This is a genomic window from Streptomyces aureus, from assembly GCF_000725495.1.
Taxonomy (GTDB): domain Bacteria; phylum Actinomycetota; class Actinomycetes; order Streptomycetales; family Streptomycetaceae; genus Streptomyces; species Streptomyces aureus_B.
In genome coordinates this window covers 113,426-133,773 of record NZ_JNZD01000003.1, presented here as the reverse complement: position 1 = coordinate 133,773, position 20,348 = coordinate 113,426, and the positions used below count along the sequence as shown (strand labels likewise).

26 protein-coding genes are annotated in these 20,348 nt (G+C 70.7%); 10 read left to right on the top strand and 16 right to left on the bottom strand.

The features are described from left to right. Positions 1-77 precede the first annotated feature (77 nt). The gene (locus IO36_RS04995) at positions 78-1,121 is read right to left on the bottom strand and encodes an NAD-dependent epimerase/dehydratase family protein (RefSeq protein ID WP_037616514.1); all 1,044 of its coding nucleotides are present in this window, start codon (positions 1,119-1,121) and stop codon (positions 78-80) included. A gap of 267 nt (positions 1,122-1,388) precedes the next feature. Between IO36_RS04995 and IO36_RS04990 the strand changes: the two genes are divergently transcribed. Next, positions 1,389-1,793: a PaaI family thioesterase gene (locus IO36_RS04990; protein ID WP_245173123.1), complete on the top strand. Its 405-nt coding sequence runs from the start codon at positions 1,389-1,391 to the stop codon at positions 1,791-1,793. Between the two features lie 24 nt (positions 1,794-1,817). On the opposite strand, the gene IO36_RS04985 is transcribed toward IO36_RS04990, so the two are convergent. Further along, entirely contained in the window at positions 1,818-2,192 is a 375-nt protein-coding gene (locus IO36_RS04985; protein ID WP_158997230.1) for a hypothetical protein, read from the bottom strand. 241 nt (positions 2,193-2,433) lie between these two features. Further along, a complete protein-coding gene (locus IO36_RS04980; RefSeq protein ID WP_037616918.1) occupies positions 2,434-2,871 on the bottom strand; it encodes a DUF4442 domain-containing protein in 438 nt (145 codons plus the stop codon). 196 nt (positions 2,872-3,067) lie between these two features. Between IO36_RS04980 and IO36_RS04975 the strand changes: the two genes are divergently transcribed. The 3 genes from IO36_RS04975 to IO36_RS04965 all read left to right on the top strand — a co-directional run bounded on the left by IO36_RS04975 (position 3,068) and on the right by IO36_RS04965 (position 6,713). Next, positions 3,068-4,126: a DUF8017 domain-containing protein gene (locus IO36_RS04975; protein WP_037616511.1), complete on the top strand. Its 1,059-nt coding sequence runs from the start codon at positions 3,068-3,070 to the stop codon at positions 4,124-4,126. Between the two features lie 114 nt (positions 4,127-4,240). After that, complete coding sequence (locus IO36_RS04970) at positions 4,241-5,275, top strand: DUF8017 domain-containing protein (RefSeq protein WP_037616509.1); 1,035 nt, start codon at positions 4,241-4,243, stop codon at positions 5,273-5,275. Between the two features lie 115 nt (positions 5,276-5,390). Continuing rightward, positions 5,391-6,713 carry an MFS transporter gene (locus IO36_RS04965; RefSeq protein ID WP_037616508.1) on the top strand — a complete coding sequence of 441 codons (1,323 nt, stop codon included), beginning with the start codon at positions 5,391-5,393 and terminating at the stop codon, positions 6,711-6,713. Here the strand turns inward: IO36_RS04965 and IO36_RS04960 are convergent. The 3 genes from IO36_RS04960 to IO36_RS04950 form a co-directional block, all read right to left on the bottom strand. Further along, positions 6,675-7,520: a spermidine synthase gene (locus IO36_RS04960; protein ID WP_037616506.1), complete on the bottom strand. Its 846-nt coding sequence runs from the start codon at positions 7,518-7,520 to the stop codon at positions 6,675-6,677. The two genes, IO36_RS04965 and IO36_RS04960, sit on opposite strands and share 39 nt — an antisense overlap. A gap of 299 nt (positions 7,521-7,819) precedes the next feature. Continuing rightward, on the bottom strand, positions 7,820-8,989 hold the full coding sequence (gene tuf / locus IO36_RS04955) for an elongation factor Tu (RefSeq protein WP_037616504.1): 1,170 nt from the start codon (positions 8,987-8,989) through the stop codon (positions 7,820-7,822). Positions 8,990-9,310: 321 nt separating this feature from the next. Then, a complete protein-coding gene (locus tag IO36_RS04950) occupies positions 9,311-10,045 on the bottom strand; it encodes a DNA alkylation repair protein (protein ID WP_037616501.1) in 735 nt (244 codons plus the stop codon). A 49-nt stretch (positions 10,046-10,094) separates the two neighbouring features. On the opposite strand from IO36_RS04950, the gene IO36_RS04945 reads away from it, so the two are divergent. The 3 genes from IO36_RS04945 (at position 10,095) to IO36_RS04935 (ending at position 12,845) form a co-directional block, all read left to right on the top strand. Continuing rightward, a complete protein-coding gene (locus IO36_RS04945) occupies positions 10,095-10,967 on the top strand; it encodes a TVP38/TMEM64 family protein (RefSeq protein WP_037616499.1) in 873 nt (290 codons plus the stop codon). Positions 10,968-11,205: 238 nt separating this feature from the next. Continuing rightward, positions 11,206-12,081 carry an undecaprenyl-diphosphate phosphatase gene (locus IO36_RS04940; RefSeq protein ID WP_037616497.1) on the top strand — a complete coding sequence of 292 codons (876 nt, stop codon included), beginning with the start codon at positions 11,206-11,208 and terminating at the stop codon, positions 12,079-12,081. Between the two features lie 530 nt (positions 12,082-12,611). Further along, the gene (locus tag IO36_RS04935) at positions 12,612-12,845 is read left to right on the top strand and encodes a helix-turn-helix domain-containing protein (protein WP_037616494.1); all 234 of its coding nucleotides are present in this window, start codon (positions 12,612-12,614) and stop codon (positions 12,843-12,845) included. 233 nt (positions 12,846-13,078) lie between these two features. Here IO36_RS04935 and IO36_RS04930 read toward each other — a convergent pair whose 3' ends face one another. Beyond that, positions 13,079-13,423, bottom strand: a complete 345-nt coding sequence (locus tag IO36_RS04930) for a hypothetical protein (protein ID WP_037616492.1) — start codon at positions 13,421-13,423, stop codon at positions 13,079-13,081. Next, complete coding sequence (locus IO36_RS04925) at positions 13,420-13,632, bottom strand: hypothetical protein (protein ID WP_037616490.1); 213 nt, start codon at positions 13,630-13,632, stop codon at positions 13,420-13,422. Before IO36_RS04925 ends, IO36_RS04930 begins: the two co-directional genes overlap by 4 nt. Before the next feature lie 171 nt (positions 13,633-13,803). Here IO36_RS04925 and IO36_RS04920 point away from each other — a divergent pair, with 171 nt between their 5' ends. The 3 genes from IO36_RS04920 to IO36_RS44195 are packed head-to-tail and all read left to right on the top strand — an operon-like array spanning position 13,804 to position 15,626. Continuing rightward, a complete protein-coding gene (locus IO36_RS04920) occupies positions 13,804-14,556 on the top strand; it encodes a DUF6879 family protein (protein WP_037616488.1) in 753 nt (250 codons plus the stop codon). 13 nt (positions 14,557-14,569) lie between these two features. Next, positions 14,570-15,421 carry a helix-turn-helix domain-containing protein gene (locus IO36_RS04915; protein ID WP_037616486.1) on the top strand — a complete coding sequence of 284 codons (852 nt, stop codon included), beginning with the start codon at positions 14,570-14,572 and terminating at the stop codon, positions 15,419-15,421. A gap of 25 nt (positions 15,422-15,446) precedes the next feature. Further along, positions 15,447-15,626 (top strand): hypothetical protein, encoded by a 180-nt coding sequence (locus tag IO36_RS44195; protein ID WP_078943000.1) that lies wholly within the window; start codon positions 15,447-15,449, stop codon positions 15,624-15,626. A 72-nt stretch (positions 15,627-15,698) separates the two neighbouring features. Here IO36_RS44195 and IO36_RS04910 read toward each other — a convergent pair whose 3' ends face one another. The 8 genes from IO36_RS04910 to IO36_RS04875 form a co-directional block, all read right to left on the bottom strand. Then, positions 15,699-16,118, bottom strand: a complete 420-nt coding sequence (locus tag IO36_RS04910; RefSeq protein ID WP_037616484.1) for a PIN-like domain-containing protein — start codon at positions 16,116-16,118, stop codon at positions 15,699-15,701. After that, positions 16,115-16,729 carry a DUF433 domain-containing protein gene (locus tag IO36_RS04905; protein WP_037616482.1) on the bottom strand — a complete coding sequence of 205 codons (615 nt, stop codon included), beginning with the start codon at positions 16,727-16,729 and terminating at the stop codon, positions 16,115-16,117. The genes IO36_RS04910 and IO36_RS04905 overlap by 4 nt, the downstream gene beginning before the upstream one ends. A gap of 209 nt (positions 16,730-16,938) precedes the next feature. Then, positions 16,939-17,307 carry a hypothetical protein gene (locus IO36_RS04900; RefSeq protein WP_037616480.1) on the bottom strand — a complete coding sequence of 123 codons (369 nt, stop codon included), beginning with the start codon at positions 17,305-17,307 and terminating at the stop codon, positions 16,939-16,941. Further along, positions 17,300-17,824, bottom strand: a complete 525-nt coding sequence (locus tag IO36_RS04895) for a hypothetical protein (protein ID WP_037616479.1) — start codon at positions 17,822-17,824, stop codon at positions 17,300-17,302. Before IO36_RS04895 ends, IO36_RS04900 begins: the two co-directional genes overlap by 8 nt. Continuing rightward, positions 17,824-18,195, bottom strand: coding sequence for a hypothetical protein (locus IO36_RS04890; protein ID WP_037616477.1), 372 nt, complete (start codon positions 18,193-18,195; stop codon positions 17,824-17,826). Before IO36_RS04890 ends, IO36_RS04895 begins: the two co-directional genes overlap by 1 nt. 32 nt (positions 18,196-18,227) lie before the next feature. Next, positions 18,228-19,085 (bottom strand): hypothetical protein, encoded by an 858-nt coding sequence (locus IO36_RS42915; RefSeq protein ID WP_051900002.1) that lies wholly within the window; start codon positions 19,083-19,085, stop codon positions 18,228-18,230. Positions 19,086-19,143: 58 nt separating this feature from the next. Beyond that, complete coding sequence (locus tag IO36_RS04880) at positions 19,144-20,064, bottom strand: hypothetical protein (protein WP_037616475.1); 921 nt, start codon at positions 20,062-20,064, stop codon at positions 19,144-19,146. Beyond that, on the bottom strand, positions 20,061-20,327 hold the full coding sequence (locus IO36_RS04875) for a hypothetical protein (RefSeq protein WP_037616473.1): 267 nt from the start codon (positions 20,325-20,327) through the stop codon (positions 20,061-20,063). The genes IO36_RS04880 and IO36_RS04875 overlap by 4 nt, the downstream gene beginning before the upstream one ends. Between the last annotated feature and the right edge of the window lie 21 nt (positions 20,328-20,348).

The following is a 20,348-nucleotide window of genomic DNA, read 5'->3' as shown; positions in this document are numbered from 1 at the left end:
CCGAGGTGCGCTTCCCCGGAGCGCCGTCCGCGAAGCCTACCTGGTCGCTGTGAACGGCGGCCGGGACGTGGGGCTCCTCACGCCCGCCGCCGCCAGCTCTCGTAGTGGTCGAGCACGGTCTCCTCGACCGGGCGGTAGGTGATCCCCAGTTCGCGGACGCTCCGGCTGTTGTCCACGCGGAAACGGATGCCGAGGTGCTTGCGGATGTAGTCCTGGGTCAGTCCGAAGGCCGGCCCGAGGATGCGGACCGGCCAGTGCGGGAGCCGGGTGCGCGGCAGCCGGGGGGCACGCGGGTGGCGGCCGCGGACGATGCGCGCCATGTCGTGGAAGGAGGTCATGGTCTCGGCGGCGACGATGTAGCGGCCCTTGGCGCCGTCGTGTTCCGCCGCGGCGATGTGGGCGTCGGCGACCTCGCGGACGTCGGCCGTGGTGAAGCTGAAGTCGGGGGCGCCGTAGAAGAAGTAGCCCTTGAACAGTTCGTCCAGCAGGAACAGGCTTCCGGAGCGCGACGCCGGGGTGAGGGACGGGCCGAGGACCAGTCCGGGGTTGACGCAGACCAGGCGCCAGCGGTCCTGGGCCGCCTCCGTCGCCCACGCCTCGCGCTCGGCGAGCGTCTTGGCGTAGTGGTACGGGTTGTTCTCGACCGTGCTGGTGGTGTTGAAGTACTTCTCCGACAGGACACCGCCGTCCATGCTCCGGACGTCGACGTAGTCGCCGAAGATCGCGCCGACGGTGGAGGTGAGGACGACCTTCTCGACCGTCGGTGTCCGTTCGACGCCCGCCAGGACGTTGCGCGTGCCCAGCAGTGCCGGGTCCACCATGTCCCTGCGGCCGTCCTTGATCTTCTCCGGCATCAGGAACGGCGACGCCACGTGGAAGACCACCCGGCACCCGCTCATCGCCGTGTCGAAGGAGCCGTCGGCCAGCAGGTCCGCCTCGAACAGTTCCAGCGCGCCGGGGAAGTCCTCCTGCATCGCGCGCAGCGGGGCCACCTTCGCCGTGTCCCCGGTGCTGCGCACGGTGGCGCGGACCCGGTACCCCCGCTCCAGCAGCCGTCTGACCAGATGGCTCCCGACGAACCCGCTGCCGCCGGTCACCAGCACGGCGCCCCGCCCGTCCATGTCCACGCTCGCACTCCTCGGTTCCGCTCCCCGGCACGCGGACCGGCCCAGGCCCACGGGCGGCGCGCGCATCGCTCGTAGGCCAGGGTCGGGCATGGAGCCCCGGAAGGGAACAGGTGTCCGGGGCCTGTCCGAAGGTCTCGTCGGACCGGTTCGCCGCACGATGGCCACCGTTCGGGGGTGTCCACCGGAACACCCCACCTTGGCAAGGGAGTTGATAAGAAGGATCATCGACTTCCGTCTCATCCCTCCCACAAGGAGACCGTTGTGACCGTCACCGCCGAAGACATCTACGCGATGGCCCCGTACGCCAGGACCCTTGGCGTCCGCTTCACCGCCCTCGCGGCCGAGGGTGTGGACGCCGAGCTCGAGTTCGTGCCGGAACTGTCCACGGCGGGAGGCGGGTTGCACGGTGGCGCGCTGATGGGCCTGGCCGACGTCGCCTCGGCGGTGTGCGCCGCCCTGAACGGCCCCGCGGGCGCCCTCCCCGCCACCACCACGTCCACCACGCACTTCCTGCGGCCCGTGCGCGAGGGAGCCGCGTACGCGAAGGCCCGGGTGCTGCGGGTGGGGCGCGACACGGCGGTGGTGGAGTGCGACATCGAGGACGCCGAGCGCCGGCTGTGCACCCGGGTCACCCAGACGGTGAGCATCCGGGCGCCCCGCGGCTGAGGGAGCGTCGGCCTGCGGGGCGGCCTACGGCTCGTCGAGCGTTCCCTCGAGCATCTTGTCCTTGTCGAACGTGCCGTCGCGGTCGAGCCAGCCCAGGTTGCCCATGGCCGTGTTGAGGACGAGTGCGTCGTAGTCGTCGCCCTTCACGCCGTCGCAGGCGGACGGCCTGCCTCTGCCGTGTGCCTCGTACTGGGCGACGAGGGCTCTCTGGCATCCCCGGACGACCTCGTCGTAGGACGGCCGGCCGAGCCAGTGGACGATTCCGCCGACGGCGAGGGCGCCGGCCAGGAGGACGGCCACGGTCAGGACGCGGCGGCGCGTCACGACCTGCTTCGGCGCGACGGCGGGCAGGGCCACGGAGGGCGGGGTGGCGGGCATGGGCGGCGGCTGGTTCGTCATGGCGTCCCCCAGGGTCGTGTGGTCTCGGGTTGCCAACGACGAGGGGGCGTCCGGGGCACCGGATGGAAGCGCATGAGGGCACCCCGGGCTACACCCGAGCCCCGCGAGGGAACACGCGAGGGCACTTCCGGCCGCGTCCGGGGCACCGGGTCGGAGCACACGAGGGCGCCTCCGGCCCGCGTCCGGAGGCGCCCTCGTGTGCTCCGACCCGGAAGCCGGAAAGTCGCGGGGGGGGGAAGCGTCAGCCGTTCGGGCGGAGCGTCCAGACGACCGTCATCTCGCCGGTCACCGCGCCGTCCGCGCGCTGGATGGCGATGGTGACCGGGAACTCGGGGCGCCGCCCGGCGTCGAGGTCGGCGATCACGTCGGCGGCGGGCCGCCCGAGGGTGGCGGTGGCCGTGACCGGGCCCATCGCGAGCTTCTTGTACGCGATCTCGGCGCTGACCGCGAGCGGCACGGCGCGCGAGAGCTGGTCCCCGAAGGCGGCGAGCACGATCGCACCGCTGGCCGACTCCCCCAGCGTGAACATGGCTCCGGCGTGCGGTCCGCCGACGTGGTTGTGGAAGTCACCCTGGTCCGGGAGCGCCACGACGGCCTTCTCCGGAGTGGTCTCCACGAACTCGAGGTTCAGGGTCCGGGCCATCGGCACGGTCGCGGCGAGCATCTCGCCGATCGTCATCTGGTCTGCGCTCATACCAGGATGTTACCCATGAGTAGCAATCCTTGGCCAGACCCGGTACCCGACCCGGGTCCGGGCGGCCCCGCACGCTCCGGACGACGGGAGCCGGGGACGAGAGGCGGAGACGCACTCCGGTACAGGCCTGACGAGACGCGGTGACAGAAACGTTTCACGAGCGCCCCTAACGTGGCGTTCCATGTGGTCAGGACAGCAGCCGCCCGGAGGCGAGCAGAACCCGCAGGGGCAGAACCCGCAGGGACCCAACCCGTATCAGCAGCCGGGGTACCAGCAGCCGAACCCCTACGCGCAGCCCGGCTACCAGGGGACCCCGCCCCCGCAGCCGGGGTATCCGCAGGGGCCCGGCCCGTACGGAACCCCGCCGGGACAGCAGCAGTGGGGCACGCCCTCTCCCGCGGGTGCTCCGGAGCCGCCGCGCGGCAACGGGAACCGGACGAAGGTGATCGCGATCGTCGCGGCCACCGCCGTGGTCGTGGCCGCCGGGGTGACCGGGGCCGTCCTGCTCGGCGGCGGCAAGGACGACCGGGCGGACGGCGACGGGAACACCGGCTCGACGCCCTCGGCGAGCACTCCGAAGAGCCCGGGCACGTCACCCTCCGGGAGCGACCGGCGCGGTGGCGCGGCAGACAAGCCGACCGTCCCCGGCTGGAAGGTCGTCGTCAATCCCAAGTGGGGAACGGCCTTCGACGTCCCCGCCGACTGGGAGGTGGCGTCACCGACCACCTCGATCGGCTTCGAGAAGCGCGACGCCAAGGCCGGCGACAAGCCGCTGATCATGATGTCGGCGCCCGCCTACTACAAGTCCAAGTGGTGCACGTCCGACGACGACAAGGACGGCCGTACGCAGGACACCGCGCTCGGCGCCGCGGGCACCAAGGGGGCGAGCGGAGCCAAGAACACCGACGAGGTGGCCGTGAACCAGGTCCCCTGGTGGGTGTTCGGCGGCTACACGCAGCCCGACAAGAAGAGCCTGACGTTCGACAAGAAGGCCAAGCCCTACACCACGGCCTCGGGCATCAGCGGCAGCGTCGCCTGGGCCAGGTCCGAGCACACGCCGCGGAAGGGCAAGTGCGCGAGCGACGGCAAGGCCGTCACGTTCGGATTCAAGAACTCCGCGGGCGACTTCGTGGCGTGGAACCTCTACGGGGCCACCGGCGTGAAGGACGAGATCCCCGACGCGACCATCCTGAAGATCCTGAGCACCGTGCGTCTGCACGGCGACCCGACAGGGTCCTGATCCGACGTCAGAGGAGGCCCGAGACCGGATCAATCGGACAAGTGTCCCGAACGCGTGGCCGATTCGGGGGCCGCCGTGGCACCCGGGTCGAGGGCCCCTCTATCGTTACCAGCCATGTGGCCAGGACAGCAGCCGCCCGGGGGCGAGCAGAATCCGCAGGACCAGAACCCGTACCAGCAGCCGGGTTACCAGCAGCCGAATCCGTATCAGCAGCCCGGATACGGGTATCCGCAGCCTGGCCCGTACGGACAGCAGCCGGGGCAGCAGCAGTGGGGGGCGCCGTCGGATCCCCTCGGCATGCCCCAGGCGCCCGGCGGCAACGGCGGCGGTGGCGGCGGCAACAAGACGAAGATCACCGCGATCGTCGCGGCCACGGCGGTCGTGATCGCGGCCGGGGTCACCGGTTTCCTCGTCCTGGGCGGCGGCGACAAGAACGACAAGGCCGGCGGCGACTCGTCCAAGTCCCCGAAGCCGACGGCCCCCACCTCGGCGAGCCCGAGCACGGGTGACGACAACCCGCGCGGCGGCGACGACGAGAAGCCGACGATCGCCGGCTGGAAGGTCGTGGTGAACCCGAAGTGGGGCACCGCCTTCGACGTGCCGGCGGACTGGAACGTCAGCACGTCCGGCACCTTCATCGGCTTCGAGGACGACAAGAAGGGCGACGGGTCCCTGCTGATCGGCATGTCCGCGCCCGCGTTCCTCAAGGAGAAGTGGTGCACGTCCGACTCGGACAAGGACGGCCGCACCGAGGACACTTCGCTGGCCGCCGCGGGCACCAAGGGCCAGAGCGGCGCCAAGAACACCGACGACGTGGCGCGCAACGACTCCGCCTGGTGGGTGTTCGGCGGCTACACCGACCAGAAGGACGCCTCGAAGAAGCTCCTGAAGATCGGCAAGCCCGCGCCGTACACCACGGCCTCGGGCATCGAGGGCAGCGTCGCGACGACGTACTCCAAGGGCGTCGTCAAGAAGGGCAAGTGCGACTCCGACGGCAAGGCGACCACGTTCGCCTTCAAGAACTCGGCGGGCGACTTCGTGTCCTGGACGCTCTACGCGGCCAAGGGCGTATCGGAGGAGATCCCGGACGCGACCGTGAAGAAGATCCTCAGCACCGTGCGCCTGCACGGCGACCCGCAGGCTTCCTGAGCCGCGCGGCCCGTGAGGGCCGCACCCGGCTCGTCGGTGCCCGGCAGGACGGGCACCTGCAACGGCGCAGGCAATGGGTTTGGCAAGACGGGCACCGGGCGGCGATAGTCTCCCGGTGACCTCAGCCGCCGACCTCCCCCGACGCTCTCGCCGCCCCTCCTGGGCGGGCCGGAACTACACCCTTCTGACCGCCGCCGCGGTGGTCACCAACCTGGGCAGCCAGGGCGCGCTCATCGCCGCGGCGTTCGCCGTGCTCGGCGCGGGCGGCGACGGCGGCGACGTCGGTCTGGTGGCCGCGGCGCGGACCCTGCCGCTGGTGTTGTTCCTGCTGATCGGCGGAGCGGTGGCGGACCGGCTGCCGCGGCACCGGGTGATGGTCGCGGCCAACGCCCTCAACTGTGTCTCGCAGGCGGCGTTCGCCGTCCTGGTGCTCTCCGGCGAGGCACGGCTGTGGCAGATGATGCTGCTGTCGGCGCTCGGCGGCACCGGGCAGGCGTTCTTCAACCCGGCCGCCGAGGGCATGCTCATGTCCTCGGTGCGGGGCGAGCAGGCGAGCCGCGCGTTCGCGATGTTCCGGATGGCGATGCAGGGCGCGGGCCTCGGCGGGGCGGCCCTGGGCGGCGCGCTGGTGGCCGTGATCGGCCCCGGCTGGGTGCTCGCCGTGGACGCGGTGGCGTTCGCCGTCGCCGGCGCGCTGCGCTCCTTCCTCGACGTCGGCCACATACCGCCGCGGGAACCCGGTGGCGGTCTGCTCGCCGACCTGCGCGACGGCTGGCACGAGTTCGTCGGACGGCCCTGGCTGTGGACGATCGTCGCCCAGTTCTCCGTGGTGGTCGCGGTCGTCGGGGCCGCGGACGCGGTCTACGGTCCGCTGGTGGCCCGGGACAGTCTCGGCGGGCCGGGACCCTGGGGCCTGGCGCTCGGCGCGTTCGGCGCGGGAACCGTGGGCGGCGCGCTGCTCATGACCCGCTGGAAGCCCCGCCGTCTGCTGCTCGCGGGCACCCTGTGCGTGTTCCCGCTCGCGGCCCCCGCCGCCGCGCTCGCGGTCCCGCTGCCGGTGGGACCGCTGTACGCCGTGATGTTCGTCAGCGGTCTGGCGATCGAGGTGTTCGGCGTGTCCTGGATGACGGCGCTCCACCAGGAGATCCCCGAGGAGAAGCTGTCCCGGGTGTCGGCGTACGACTGGTTCGGGTCGATCGCGATGGTCCCGCTTGCCACGGCGCTGGCGGGCCCCGCGGAGCAGGCCTTCGGCCGCACCACCGCGCTGTGGGGCTGCGCCACGCTCGTCGTGCTGGTCACGGCGGCGGTGCTGTGCGTCCCGGACGTCCGGAATCTGACGCGGCGGTCCCGGGCGGTGGCGCAGGGCGCTCCCGCCGCGGTATCCGGCGCGGAGCACGTCTCAGCCGATGCCGAAGGAGCCGCCGGGCGGCTCGGGTGAGGGCACCGCGTCCTCGTCGCGCACCGGAACGGCCGCGCCGATGAAGTCCCGCAGTGCGGGGCCGTGTTCGACCCGTGCGGGGAAGGTGTCGGCGGCGGTACGGCGGGCCAGGGCCGCCGTGTCGAGCGGACGGTGGGAGGCCACGAGCACGGCGTTGCCGAAGCGTCGCCCGCGCAGCACTCCGGGTTCCGCGATGAGGGCGATCTCCTCGAACACCGTGGCGAACGTGGCGAGCTGGGAGCGCAGGAACGCGAAGGGCGCCGCGTCGGCGAGGTTGGCGAGGTAGACGCCGTCGGGGCGCAGCACGCGCTCGGCGGCGCTCGCGTAGGCGGTGGAGGTCAGGTGCGCGGGGACGCGCGAGCCGCCGAAGACGTCCGCGATCAGGATGTCCGCGGAGTCGGGGGCGGCGGCCTCGATCCAGGCGCGGGCGTCGGCGCGGTGCGCTTCGATGCCCGTGCCGTCGGGCACCGGCAGGCATTCCTCGATCAGCTCCAGGAGGCCCTTGTCCGCCTCGATCACGTCCTGGCGTGAACCGGGCCGGGTGGCCGCGACGTAACGGGGCAGGGTGAGCGCCCCGCCGCCGAGGTGCAGCACGTCCAGCGCGCGCCCCGGCTCCCGCACGGTGTCCAGCACGTGCCCGAGCCGCCGGGTGTACTCGAACTCCAGGTGCGTCGGCTCGTCCAGATCGACGTACGACTGGGGCGCGCCGTCCACGGTGAGCAGCCACGCCCGTTCGCGGTCGACGTCGGGCATCAGCTTGGCGGTCCCGTGATCCACGGCCCGCGTCACGGGTATCGGCTCGTCCACGCGTCCATTGTGCGGCACGCCCGCAGACCCGGCCGGCGCCTCCTCGCGACTCGGACAGGACAGCCCGGGGCACCGCGAACAGACCGTCCGAGCGACCGCGAACCGGGCCTGCCCGGCACCGCCAGCGGAGCCTTCCGAACCACCTCGAACGGGGCTCTCCGTGGCACCGCGATCAGGCCCTCCGAGCCGCCACCACCACGAACAGGTCCCCCGTGACACCGCGTACGGGGCGGGCCCCGGCGACGGGAACGGGGCCCGCCGTCGTGCGGCGGGCCCCGCGGGCCTGTCGTGGCCGGGCGTCAGCCGACCGTGGTCACCGTCCCGGCGCCGACCGTGCGGCCGCCCTCGCGGATCGCGAAGCCGAGGCCCGGCTCCAGCGGCACCTCGCGGCCCAGCTCGACCGTCATGACGACGGTGTCACCGGGCCGGGCGACGGCCGCCTCGCCGAGGTCGACGTCACCGACCACGTCCGCGGTGCGGATGTAGAACTGCGGCCGGTACCCGGTCGAGACCGCGGTCGTACGGCCGCCCTCGCGCGTCGACAGGACGTACACCCGCGCCGTGAAACGGCTGCTGGGCACGAGACTGCCGGGCGCCGCGACGACGTGTCCGCGGCGGACCGCGTCCCGGGGCACACCGCGCAGCAGGAGCGCCACGTTGTCGCCGGCCTGCGCCTCCTCCATGGGCTTGCCGAAGGTCTCCAGGCCGGTGACCACCGTGTCGACAGCGGCGCCGAGCACCTCGATCCGGTCGCCGACGCGGATCGTGCCACGCTCGACGGCACCGGTGACGACCGTTCCGCGGCCGGTGATGGTGAGCACGTTCTCGACCGGCATCAGGAACGGCGCGTCGAGATAGCGCTCGGGCATCGGCACATAGGTGTCCACGGCGTCCAGCAGCGCGTCGATCGCCGCCGTCCACCGGGGGTCGCCCTCCAGCGCCTTGAGCCCGGACACCCGCACCACCGGTACGGAGTCGCCGCCGTAGCCCTGCGAGGAGAGCAGTTCGCGGACCTCGAGCTCGACCAGGTCCGTGAGCTCCTCGTCGCCCGCGTCGGCCTTGTTGAGGGCGACGACGATGTGGTCGACGCCCACCTGCCGGGCGAGCAGGACGTGCTCGGCGGTCTGCGGCATGATCCCGTCCAGCGCGGACACGACGAGGATCGCCCCGTCGAGCTGCGCCGCGCCGGTGACCATGTTCTTGACGTAGTCGGCGTGGCCGGGCATGTCCACGTGCGCGTAGTGCCGGGTGTCGGTCTCGTACTCGACGTGCGCGATGTTGATGGTGATGCCGCGCGCGGCCTCCTCCGGCGCCCGGTCGATCCGGTCGAACGGGACGAAGGTGCCGGAGCCGCGCTCGGCGAGAACCTTGGTGATGGCGGCGGTCAGGGTGGTCTTGCCGTGGTCGACGTGACCCATGGTGCCGATGTTCAGATGCGGTTTGGTGCGTACGTAAGCCGTCTTGGGCATGACAGATCCTCGAAGCCTCTTCGGTGTCAGCGGAGCTGAGTGACGGCCCCGGCGCGCGGAGCGGCCGGGACGGGGACCCCCAGGAGATTCCGACCCTCCCCCTGCGGGGTCTGCCGGACGATCCGGGAAGGGTCAGCTTCGGGCGCCGTCGACGGCTGCCGTGATGATCTGGACGGCAGCCTTCGGCGCATCCGCGACTGCGGATGCTGCGAGGAGGAAGGCGTACCGGAACATGAGGAGATCATCTCCGACGGGCCCGTCCGCGTCGAACCATTTTCGGTACGCGGTGGACCGGTGGGACGCCGGGAGCCTTACGGGGTCTCAGGGACCGATGTTCTTGAACGCCTCGCGCACGGACAGCGGCGCGAGCCTCGTCCGTTCCCGGGCCACGAAGTCCCGTACGGCGTCCGGGTCGGTCTTGGCGTACTCGCGCAGACACCAGCCGACGGCCTTGCGGACGAAGAAGTCGGGATGGCCCGACTGCCGGACGCAGTAGGCGATGAGGCGCCCGGTGTCGGTGTCCTGCTTGTAGCGGAGCTGGTGGAGCAGCGCGGTGCGGACGACCCACAGGTCGTCGTCCTCGATCCAGGCGTCCATGTCGGCGCGCAGCCGCGGGTCGGCGGCCACCAGGCCGCCCACCACGTGCGCGGCGAGCAGGTCGACGGTGTCCCACCAGGAGACGGTGGAGACGAGATGCCATGCCACCGGGAGGAAGCCCGACGACAGGCGGGACACATGGCGGCGCAGATAGTCGACGGCGAAGTACTGGTACTCGCGTTCCGGCAGTTGCCAGCAGCGCAGGGCGAGCGCGGCGCAGTCCCGCTCGTCGGGCCGCGCGGTGTCGCGGAGCACCGTGCGGGACAGGGCGCGGCGCTCGGGGGTCGTCAGCCCGAGGAAGGGGGCGATGTCCTTCATGTACGCGCGCATCGACGCGGCCCGTTCGGGGTCCGCTCCCGCCGGATAGACGGTGGTGAGCCGGTCCAGGAGGGTGTCCGCGAGGGCGCTGTCCGGCCCCACGGACCGCGCACCCGACGTTCCGGAAGCTGTGACGCCCATGAGACGAACCATACGGCGATCACACACACGCGTCGGTTAATCTCGCCGGATGCTCGATGCCACCACCCGCTCTGGGGGCACCGCCACGGCCACTCCCCGGGCCGCCGCCACGGAGCTCGCCGTCGCCGTCGACCTCGTCGCCGGTCCGGAGACCACCGTCACCGCCCCGGCCGCCATGGCCGCCATGGTCCCGGCCACCGCTGCCGCGCTCCCGGCCGCCGCACCCGGCGTCCCGGCCGCGCGCTCCGGCGCCGCCTCGCGCCTGGTGAGAGCACTGCTCTCGCCCTGGTCGCGGCTCGCCCTGCTGGTCGTGCTGCTCGCGGCGGCCGCGTCGAGCGTGTTCCTCTTCGACCCGCAGCGGCTGCTGGCCGACGGCTGGCCGCCCCAGCTCGGCGGCGCCGCGGCTGCCGTCGCGTTCGCCGTGGCGTACGGGCTGTGCACGGTGGCCTTCGTGCCCCGGCCGCTGCTCAACCTGGCGGCCGGAGCCGTGTTCGGCTCCCAGCTGGGGCTGGGAACGGCACTGGCGGGCACGGTGCTCGGCGCGGGTGTCGCCTTCGGACTCGGCAGGCTCCTCGGGCAGGACGCCCTGCGGCCGCTGCTGCGCGGCCGCTGGCTGAAGGCGGCGGACGGACAGCTCAGCCGGCACGGGTTCCGCTCGATGATGGTGGCCCGGCTGTTCCCCGGCGTCCCGTTCTGGGCCGCGAACTACTGCGCGGCGGTCTCCCGTATGGGCTGGCTGCCGTTCCTGGTCGCGACGGCGCTCGGCTCGGTCCCGAACACCGCCGCGTACGCCGTCGCCGGCGCCCGCGCCTCGTCACCGACCTCCCCGGCGTTCCTGATCGCGATGGCGCTGATCACGGTCCCCGCTCTGGTCGGCACGGTCGTGGCCTGGCGCAAGCGCCACCACCTGCGGGGCCGCTGAGACCGGCGGGGCCGCCGAGCGGCCGGGCCCGTCCTCGCACGCCCCGCACGGCCGCCCGCACGGCCTCGCCGAGTTCCCGGACCCGGCGGAAACCTCGCGCGGAAAGCCCCCGAAACCCCCGTGACCGCGCCGTCACCCGCGGAGGTTAGGCTTCCCTCAGCGCCCGTGATCGCCTCAACTCCGTGATCCGGCGTGCCCATCTGCCGTTCCACGATCAGCACTTGGACCACGTAACTTCATGTCTTGGTTTCAATCCCTCGTCCTCGGACTCGTCCAGGGGCTGACCGAATTCCTTCCCGTCTCCTCCAGCGCGCATCTGCGGCTGACCGCGGCCTTCGCCGGCTGGGACGATCCCGGCGCCGCGTTCACCGCGATCACGCAGCTCGGCACGGAGGCCGCGGTGCTGATCTACTTCCGCAAGGACGTGGGGAGGATCCTGTCGGCGTGGTTCCGCTCGCTCACGAACAAGGCGATGCGCGCCGACCACGACGCCAGGACGGGATGGCTGGTGATCGTCGGCTCGATCCCGATCGGGGTGCTCGGCGTCACGCTCAAGGACCACATCGAGGGACCGTTCCGCGATCTGCGGGTCACCGCCACCATGCTGATCGTGATGGGCATCGTCATAGGCATCGCCGACCGGCTCGCCGCCCGTGACGAGACGGGCGGCCGGCACCGGGCGGCCAAGCAGCGCAAGGTGCTCGAGGACCTGAACACCAAGGACGGCCTGCTGTTCGGGATATGCCAGGCGATGGCCCTGGTGCCGGGCGTCTCCCGGTCCGGCGCGACCATCAGTGGCGGCCTGTTCATGGGCTACAGCCGCGCGGCGGCGGCCCGCTACTCCTTCCTCCTGGCCATGCCGGCCGTCCTCGCCTCCGGCACCTTCGAACTCAAGGACGCGGCCGCGGAGGGCCATGTCTCCTGGGGCCCCACCGTCTTCGCGACGGTCATCGCCTTCGCGGTCGGCTATGCCGTCATCGCCTGGTTCATGAAGTTCATCTCCCACAAGAGCTTCATGCCGTTCGTCTGGTACCGCATCGCCCTCGGGTTGACCCTGTTTGCGCTGGTCAGCGGGGATGTTTTGAGTCCTCATGCTGGTGAATCTGCGGGCTGATCGGGCCGGATGATCTCGTGTTCCCGCTATCGGTACCTAGTGGAAACTCGCGGAAACTCGCGATTGCTCCGAGCCGTTTCCCTTGATCGTCTCCCACTTGACTCCCACTCTCCCGCCCGGACAAGACGAAGGCCCCCGCGGACTGGCTGCCGCGGGGGCCTTCGACGCTCCCAAGCTCGGACCAGGACGGGGGCTCCACATGAGGGGTGAGCTCATACCCCCGCCCTGGCCAGACGGCCCAACGATCTCATGCGTCACATGACACGGGCAGATGCCGGAGAGACTTTGCGAAGATTTCGTGAACGGGGTGCATCCAAGTCGCCCACCCGCCGACAGGGGGGTGCCACGGCGGACCGTGTCCTGCGACGGGTGGGCGCCTCCGGTGCGACCGCGAGGGTCGACCGGTCTGCGGGTGCCGCGTGGATTCACAGCCAGTGCCTGGCGTCTACATGCATCCCTGACGGCCCCATGATCTGAGATTTACCACTGCTGGTAAAGACATTCCTTCAAGATCGTTCCAACGTGGGCGGGTGCCCCTCGATCCCATGCCCGACTGGGTGCCAGCCCGTCAGCGGCAGATCGGGGACCGCATCCGGGCCCTCCGGCGCGCTGCCGGCCTCTCGCAGGCCGAGCTCGGCGAACGCGTCGGCCGCGACCACAAGACGATCCACCGCTACGAGACCGCGGCCACCGCACCATCGCTGGTCGAGCTACTCCTCATCGCCGACGCCCTCGCCGTCCCGCTTGCCGAGCTGGTCCGCTGACGGCCGCCCCTGCGGGGGAGCAGGGGCGACCGCTCGACCCGGGTCCGGCCCGACCTGGCCCCGGGAGATCTACCAGCGGCGGCGCACGCCGCGCCCCTGCTGCACTGTCGGCTGGTCCACGCGGCGACACGGTTCTCTGTGGACCGTCACCGTGCCGCCGGGCCCAGATGCCCCGTCAATCGGCTTGGTGACGCCCTCGCCCTTGCTGATCGGCTGGTCACAAGATGCGCAGATCATCGGCGGTGCTCTCGCATCAGGCGGTACATCCAGCGGCCGACGTCGCACTTGTCAGGCACCTTGCAGTCGTCGCACTGCCGGGAGTGCGTGAAGAGCGCGTCGTGCGCGCGCTGCGCCAGGTGCTTGTGGCAGGAGCGGGGAAACCACCTCTGCCCGATGGTGCTGGCCGAGTCGGCCGGCGCCAGCTGCTCGCCGAGGTCGACCGCGGTCTCGATGGTCAGCCGCTCCCGTTCCCACACGCACGCCCGCCCGCTCGCGCGCGGCTCGTCGAGCCCGGCCAGAGGGGGAAGTGCTAAGGCTGCGAGGACCGCCGACGGAATGTCTGTGGTGGTTGTCGTCATGCTGCTGCTCCTCGCAGTGCGTCGGCCAGTCGCATGGCCACGTCGGCCCGAACCCGGCCGAGGTCGACGAGCGCGAGAGTGGGGGTCGCCGGGTCCACCGCGAGGGACGGCAGAACGATGCCTGCGCGGTCGAGTGCCGCGCGGAGCGACTCCATAGCAGTGAACGGGTCGACGCCGACGACGTCTTGGAGCTCGTGTCCTGAGGCCATGACCAGGACCGTAGGCGGCTGCTCTTGACGTGGGCGAGGCGATGTTCTCGAATGTTCTCCCAGCTTGGCCGGATGTTCTCGTGTGGTCTCACGGCGGGCGCGGCAGGCTGTAGAGCGGAGCCCATCCGCTGGTGATGCTGGTGGCGACAACCCCCGTACAAGGAGGACACCGTGGCGCGACGGCTCATCTTCACTGGAACGGACAGCAAGAACGGCGGATGCCCCGCCCTGCACACCGACACGGACACCGGCGACGTGATCGTCCAGGGACCGCCGCTCACCGACCCCGCGGACCTCGCGCGGCTCCGGCACCTCGGCCCGGACGACGCGGCCGTGGTAGTACCGCGCGAGCTCCTCGTCAACCACGCCCCTAAGGAGCTGCACCGCGTGCCGAAGATCATCGACCTGGAGGAGTTCGGCCGGCTCTTCGAGACGTTCGAGCACACCGCCTGGCGGCTGGAGACGCGCCGCGGCTACGCCTCCGACCGCGAGGACGAGACCTACGCCGAGTTCGTCGAGACGGGCGCCATCACCCTGGACTACGACGACGAGTGGTCCCGGAACATCCGCGCGCAGGTGCTCGCCGGAAAGACGGTCGGCCGGGTCCGGATCGTCGACGAGCCGCCGACCGAGGGCCAGCTGTTCCTCCTCGCCGACTCGCCCCGCGGCATCGCGGCCGGCGAGGACATCCGGTGCCTCCCCCGGAGCGAAGCCGACGCACGGCTGCTCCCCCTCGAGGACTTCTGGATCTTCGACAGTCGCATGGTCGCCCGGCTGAACTTCGACGACCAGGACGTCTTCCACGACGTCGAGATCATCACCGAGCCCGCCGAGGTGCTCCGGTACTGCCAGCTCCGCGACGTCGCGAGCCACGACGCCCTGGGCTGCGAAGAGTTCGCCGCGCAGCTGCGCAAGTCTCGATAGCGACGGAGGGTCGGTGAGCACAGATTTCCAGCAGGCACGCGAGGCCCTCGGAGCCCGATTGCGTGAGCTCCGGTTCGCAGCCGCAGGAGGAAAGCTCACCGGCCCCCAGCTCGCCCAGCGTCTCGGCTGGCCGCACTCCAAGGTCTACAAGCTGGAGGGCGGCCGGCAGACCGCCACCAGCGCCGACCTCCGCGCCTGGGCCGATGCCGTCGGCGAGCCCGAGACGTTCGATGAACTCGACGCCCGCCTCAAGGGCTTCGAGTCGCACATCCGGTCCTGGCGCCGCCAACTCGCGGCAGGCCACCGGCCAGTGCAGGACGCCTGGAACATCGAGGTCGACCGGGCCCGGACCATCCTGGCGTGGGAGGAGGCCGTCATCCCTGGCATGCTCCAGACCGCCGACTACGCGCGCGCCGTGTTTCTGCGCTACGCCGAGCTGTACGGGACGAAGCAGGACACCGACGAGGCGGTCCGCGCGCGGATGCGGCGCCAGGAGTGGCTGTACACGAGCGGCCGCGAGTTCCACGCCCTGATGTGGGAGCCTGCGCTCCACGCTCTGATCTGCTCGCCGTCGGTGCTTGCGAGTCAGCTCGATCGGTTGGGCGGGATGATCGGGATGGACACGGTCCGGCTCGGCGTCATTCCCCTGGCTGCGTCGCTGAAGATCCCGGCGGCCAACGGGTTTTGGGTCATAGACGAGCGGCTCGTCATCGCCGAGGACTGGCATGCCGAGTTGTGGCTGGACGATGCCGACACGGTGGCCACGTATCTGCGGACCTGGCGGACGCTTCGGGAGTCCGCCGTCTACGGCGCGGATGCCCAGGCCGTGATCACGCGCGCCCAGCGTGCGGTCCGGCCTCGCTGACAGTGGTGGCCCGTAAAATGGGGTCATGTCCCCAGCCGACCCCGCCCCTGGTTCCGTGCGGTCTGCCGCCGAGCTCAACAAGCTGATCCGCGCCCTATGGCTACGTGCTGGCGGATCGCTGAACACCGAGCAGCGAGCCGAGTATGAGCAGTTGGTCGTCGCTTGGGCGGCCGCCGTGCATGGCGAGGTGCACGAAGCCGCCTGAGCCTCTGCGCACGCGAAAATGGCCCCTGCCTTCTCGGAGGAAGGCAGGGGCTTCGTACGTGTCGGGGCCGGACTAGAACTTCAGTCGACTGACCGTGACACGTTGCCCCTTCTGGAGGGGCAGGTTGCGGACGTGAAAGGCGTGGGCGCCCGTGACGCTGCTCATCTCTTCCAGAACATGGGGCATGGCTGCCAGGTAGGCCGCGGTCGAGTTGACGATGTAGAGCAGGCCATCGGCATCGGGCTGGCGATGACCGATCCAGTGGAGCCCGGTCTCTATCAGCGCGTCCCGCTCTTCCCTGATGGAGAGCTGGTTGCGGTCCTGGGTCATGATCGCGTCGAAGCCGCGTGCGCTGACCTCTTGGATCAGTTCTCTGTCCAGGACTCCTGACAGGCCCTCGTCGAGGGCGGTCACGAATTCGTGATGGAAGAACACTGCTCTCAGCGGCGGGAGGATGGCCGGCGTCTCGTTCTCGTCCAGGAAGAACCTCATGCAGCGCGGCCTCCGATCTGCACGACTTCCCGATGGAAGTCGGCGGCATCAGCGGCGCCAGGTACCTCGACGCTGGGGTAGAAGCGCTTCACCTCTGCCGGTTCCACGCCGCCTGCGACCAGCTTGGCCACGGCATCGTAGGGCACGCGCGTTCCCTGGATGGTTGGCCAGCCGCCGAGTCGGTTTTCCTTAACCTCGAGGTTGGGGCGGGGGCGTCGGAAGTCTGCGACGTTCCGGCCCTGCATGTTCTCGAAGGGGGCAAAGACGTTGGCGAGGCTGAAGATCGTTTCCTGGCCGGGGTGGCGGACGAGGTCAACGGTGCGCTCTTCCTGCACGAGGAAGACGGAGTCGCCTTCTGTAACCAGGACGTAGGCGGCGGGGTGCTCGGTCAGGTCCCACTTGCGCAGCTGGTCCATGGCCTTGCGGATGCGCTGGAGTGGCAGCTTGCTGCGCAGGTACACGAAGGTCCTGAGTGCGACGACGTCTCGGAAGGAGTACCGGACGGGATTGTCCTGTACCTCTGGTACGAGGAGATCTGTTCGTCTCCAGTTGTGCAGCTGCGCTACGGATGCGCCTGTAAGTGCTGCTGTGAGATCAACCGGGAAGCTCATGATTCACCCCCTTTCGAGCGCTCATACGTCAAATTGAAGCCCCTACCAGCCATGCGAGCATCCCACACGCTATCTGTGCCCCTCAGCCCTGGTCCGAATGCAGGAACGGTAGCGGCTGCACGGGCGCCAGTCAGGGGTTAGAACGGAAGAAACTCTGATGAGGTAACGCACGAAATGGCCCCCGCTGCCCATGGGCAGCGGGGGCCGGATCAGCCTTGAATCAGTCGGGCGTCCTCGTCGGCCGGCTCCGGAACCTCCGTCCCGGCTCGCCGTACCGTCTCCTGCAACACCAGCACATACCGGCGCAGCGCTGCGATCACCCGGTCCTGCATCGACGCGTGCTCGCGCGCCTGTTCCTCGCGGTCCTCGAGCTCCGAGATCCGCGTGTGCTGCTCCACCAGCACAGCAGCCAGGCCCGGGACCGTCGTCAGATCTGCGCCCTCCAACGCTCGGTCCTGAACCCGCTCCTGTACCGGCGGCCCGGGCGGTGCCTTCGGCCTGGAGATCCATGCCACGGCGATCGACACCAGACCACCGATGATCAGAGAGGCCAGCCCCGACAACGTGCCGCTACTCATGGATGCCTGCCCCTCGTTCGGGCGGGTCGACGGCACGCCGCAGGCTGGCCACCTCCCGCCGCAGCTCGCTGTTCTCCCAGATCAGCCCCTTGCACTCCCGTCGCTGGTACACCAGCCGGCGCGTCGACACGGCCACGACGGTTGCCAGGCCCGGTGACACCAGCCAGGTCAGCCCCGATGACAGCCCCTGGGGGAACTGGCCGAGCGCCCGGGCCGAGGTGTAGGCGGCGGCCCACACCACGGGCATCCCGACTGCGGCAGCCCACCCCCACCAGTCCCTGCGTGCGGGGAACACGGCCGCGGCGCAGCACACCACACCGGAGGTGATCCAGATCCACCCCCAGACGGTCATCGACGCGCCGGGGATGGCGGTCAGCGCCGATGCTCCGCGGGCTGTGCCGTAGCGCGGGTCCATCGTGAGGCTGAGGCCCCAGTTGATCCAGCCCGCGCCGCAGATGAGGAGTGCGGCGCCCCGGTAGCCCAGCCGGCGCGACGCGCACCGCGCCAGGCTGACCATCAGGCCGCCCGGTCGAGGGGGCTGCGCTGTTCGACCGGCAGCGGCGGCACGGGGGCGGTGACTTGGTTGTGGATGAGGAGGGCGACGGCGGACTCGACGGCGAGCATCCACAGGGCCTGTGTATGGGCGGCCATGTGCAGGCCGAAGGCGAGGAACAGGCTGAGCACGCCCTGTGCCAAGTTCACGATGGCGGCGGCGACGGCGCCGGTCTTGAGGACGATCGCGTTGACGACGGCGACGATGAGGGAGAGGACGGCCATGATGGCGCCTTGCTCCTCCACGGAGACGCCCGCACCGTAGGCGGCGACGAGCTTCAGCGTCACGGCGATGAGCGCCAGGAAGTAGATGGGTTCTCTTCCGAAGATCCGCATGGTGGTCTCGATTCTGGGGGTGGGGGTGTGGGCTACTTCTTGCGGAGGCCGTGGGCGACCTCGAACGCGTAACGCCAGGTGAGGGGGCCGCACTTGCCGTCGGCCGGGCCGAGCTCCGACAGGTAGTGCCGTTGGAGCGCCGCCACCTTCTGCAGGTCGACGGCGGTCATCGTCCGAGACGGCCCGACCTGGTACTTCGGGCCCCAGTCGCCCTTGTCGAGCCACTTCTGCAACTGGAACGCGTGGTCGTTGTGGGCACCGAGGACGAACTTGTCCCGGCCAGGGAACGCCGGAAGGACCGGGGCCGGCGCGGGCTTCTTGGGCGGCTCGACGACTGGAGGCGGCGCCCAGCGCCAGGACTCGACGGGCTTCCCGCCACGCGGGTCGGCAGGATCCGCGGTGGGCGGACAGACACCGTCCGGGAACGCGGGCGCGAAGTATCCGACCACCTTCGCCGCGCGGCGGGGCGTCGCGTGGCTCCAGACTCCGTTGCCTTGGCCGTGGTCCTCGGCGCCGACCTGGAGGCTGTTGCCGCCCTTGGTGTAGACGGTGTCCTTGTCGAAGCCGACGCAGATCTCGGTGTGCCCGGACTGCGAGAAATTGACCAGGGCGCCGATCGAGGGGTATTCGCTCCAGGCGCCGTGCTTCTTGGCGTAGTCCGTCATGACGGCGACGGATGCCGTCTTCGGCACGATGGCGTCGAGGCCGACGTCGTGGAACATGCACCAGTCGAATTCCATGCACCAGGCGACGCCGTCCCAGCCGTATTCGACGCCGAACGGGGTGTGGTTGTCCCAGCCGTCGCGGGTGTTCCAGGTCTCGTAGATCTTCTCGGGGATGGTCTGGACGTGGTCGACGAGGCGCCGCCAGTCGGGATTCGCTGTCGTCATGAGCCCTCCCGGGCATGCGAAAGCCCCCAGCGTCGTGGGGGCTTGAGGGTGTGGCTGGTCAGCCGACGTTGTTGTCCTTGGCCCACGCCTTCATCGACTGCCACGCCTGAACCAGCCGAGGATCCAGGTCAGGAGTCGGAGAAGGAGTGGGCGTCGGAGGAGGGGTCGGGCTGGGGACGACACCGGGGAACGGCTTTCCGGTCAGGGCCGTGTAGTCGGCGGCGAGCGCGGCCAGGTCGACGCCCTCCTGGAATGCGGGGTGCTCGAGGTGCTCGGGCCAGATGACGACCCATGCCTCTTCCGTTTTCCGCCGCCAGTAGGCGTCGGTGAACGACGTCTCCTCGGCCCAGGTGATGAAGCGCTCGTCGCCTCCCAGCGGCCCCGCCCCGCCGGCGCCGTAGCCGCCGGTGATGACGGAGTGGCCGCCGTCGTCCGGGCTGGAGCGGTGGTAGTCCCACGGGCGGCGGGAGTTGAAGTCGTCCATGTTGGCGTTCTGGACGACGACGCCCGTCCACACGAACCCGAAGATCGAGATCGCGGCCTTGACCTCGTCGGGGCTGGACGGGTCGACCTTGGCGAAGGCCAGGGCCTTCACGCCGTCGGGGCCACCGTGCTTGACGAGGTACTCCAGCAGGGTCTGGATGACCATGCCTTGGTCGTGGTCCGAGCCGGGGCCGTTCGTGTCAGCGGTGCCGTTCGGGTCGAAGCCGGGGTTCTGGGTGCGATAGAGCGCCCACACCTCGTCCTGGGTCGGGTACCGCTCGGCACCGGCGATCGAGGAGACGAGGCGGCGGACGTTGGCCCACGTCACGGCGACGCAGTCCCCCGCGGCGTCGTTGCCGAGCATCTGCCAGGCGGCGAGCCGCGCGAGGTAGTCGGCGGCCGCCGGGTGGGCCGGAACGGTGCCCGTGAGGATCCGGGACAGCGAGAGGGCGCGGGCCTGCTTCGGTGCCCGGCGTCCGTACTTCGGTGCGGTCATCGTGTGCCCTCCCCCGCCGTGTCGGAGGGGGAGGCCTCGGCGAGCAACTGGTCGACGGCGGCGCGGACGATGCAGTCCTTCGCTTCAAGGAGCTTGCGGAGCCCGGCCGTCAGCTCGGGCCCATCGGGCAGCGACGCGCCAACATCGTGCGCGAGGGCGGCGAACGGTGCGCTGAACTGCTGGAGCCTCTCGGGCAGATGGCCGTACTCGAAGTAGCGGAGCAGGTGTGTAGTGGCCGGGTGCCGGCCGTCGGGTTGGTCCACGAGGGCGCCTTTCGCGAGGGC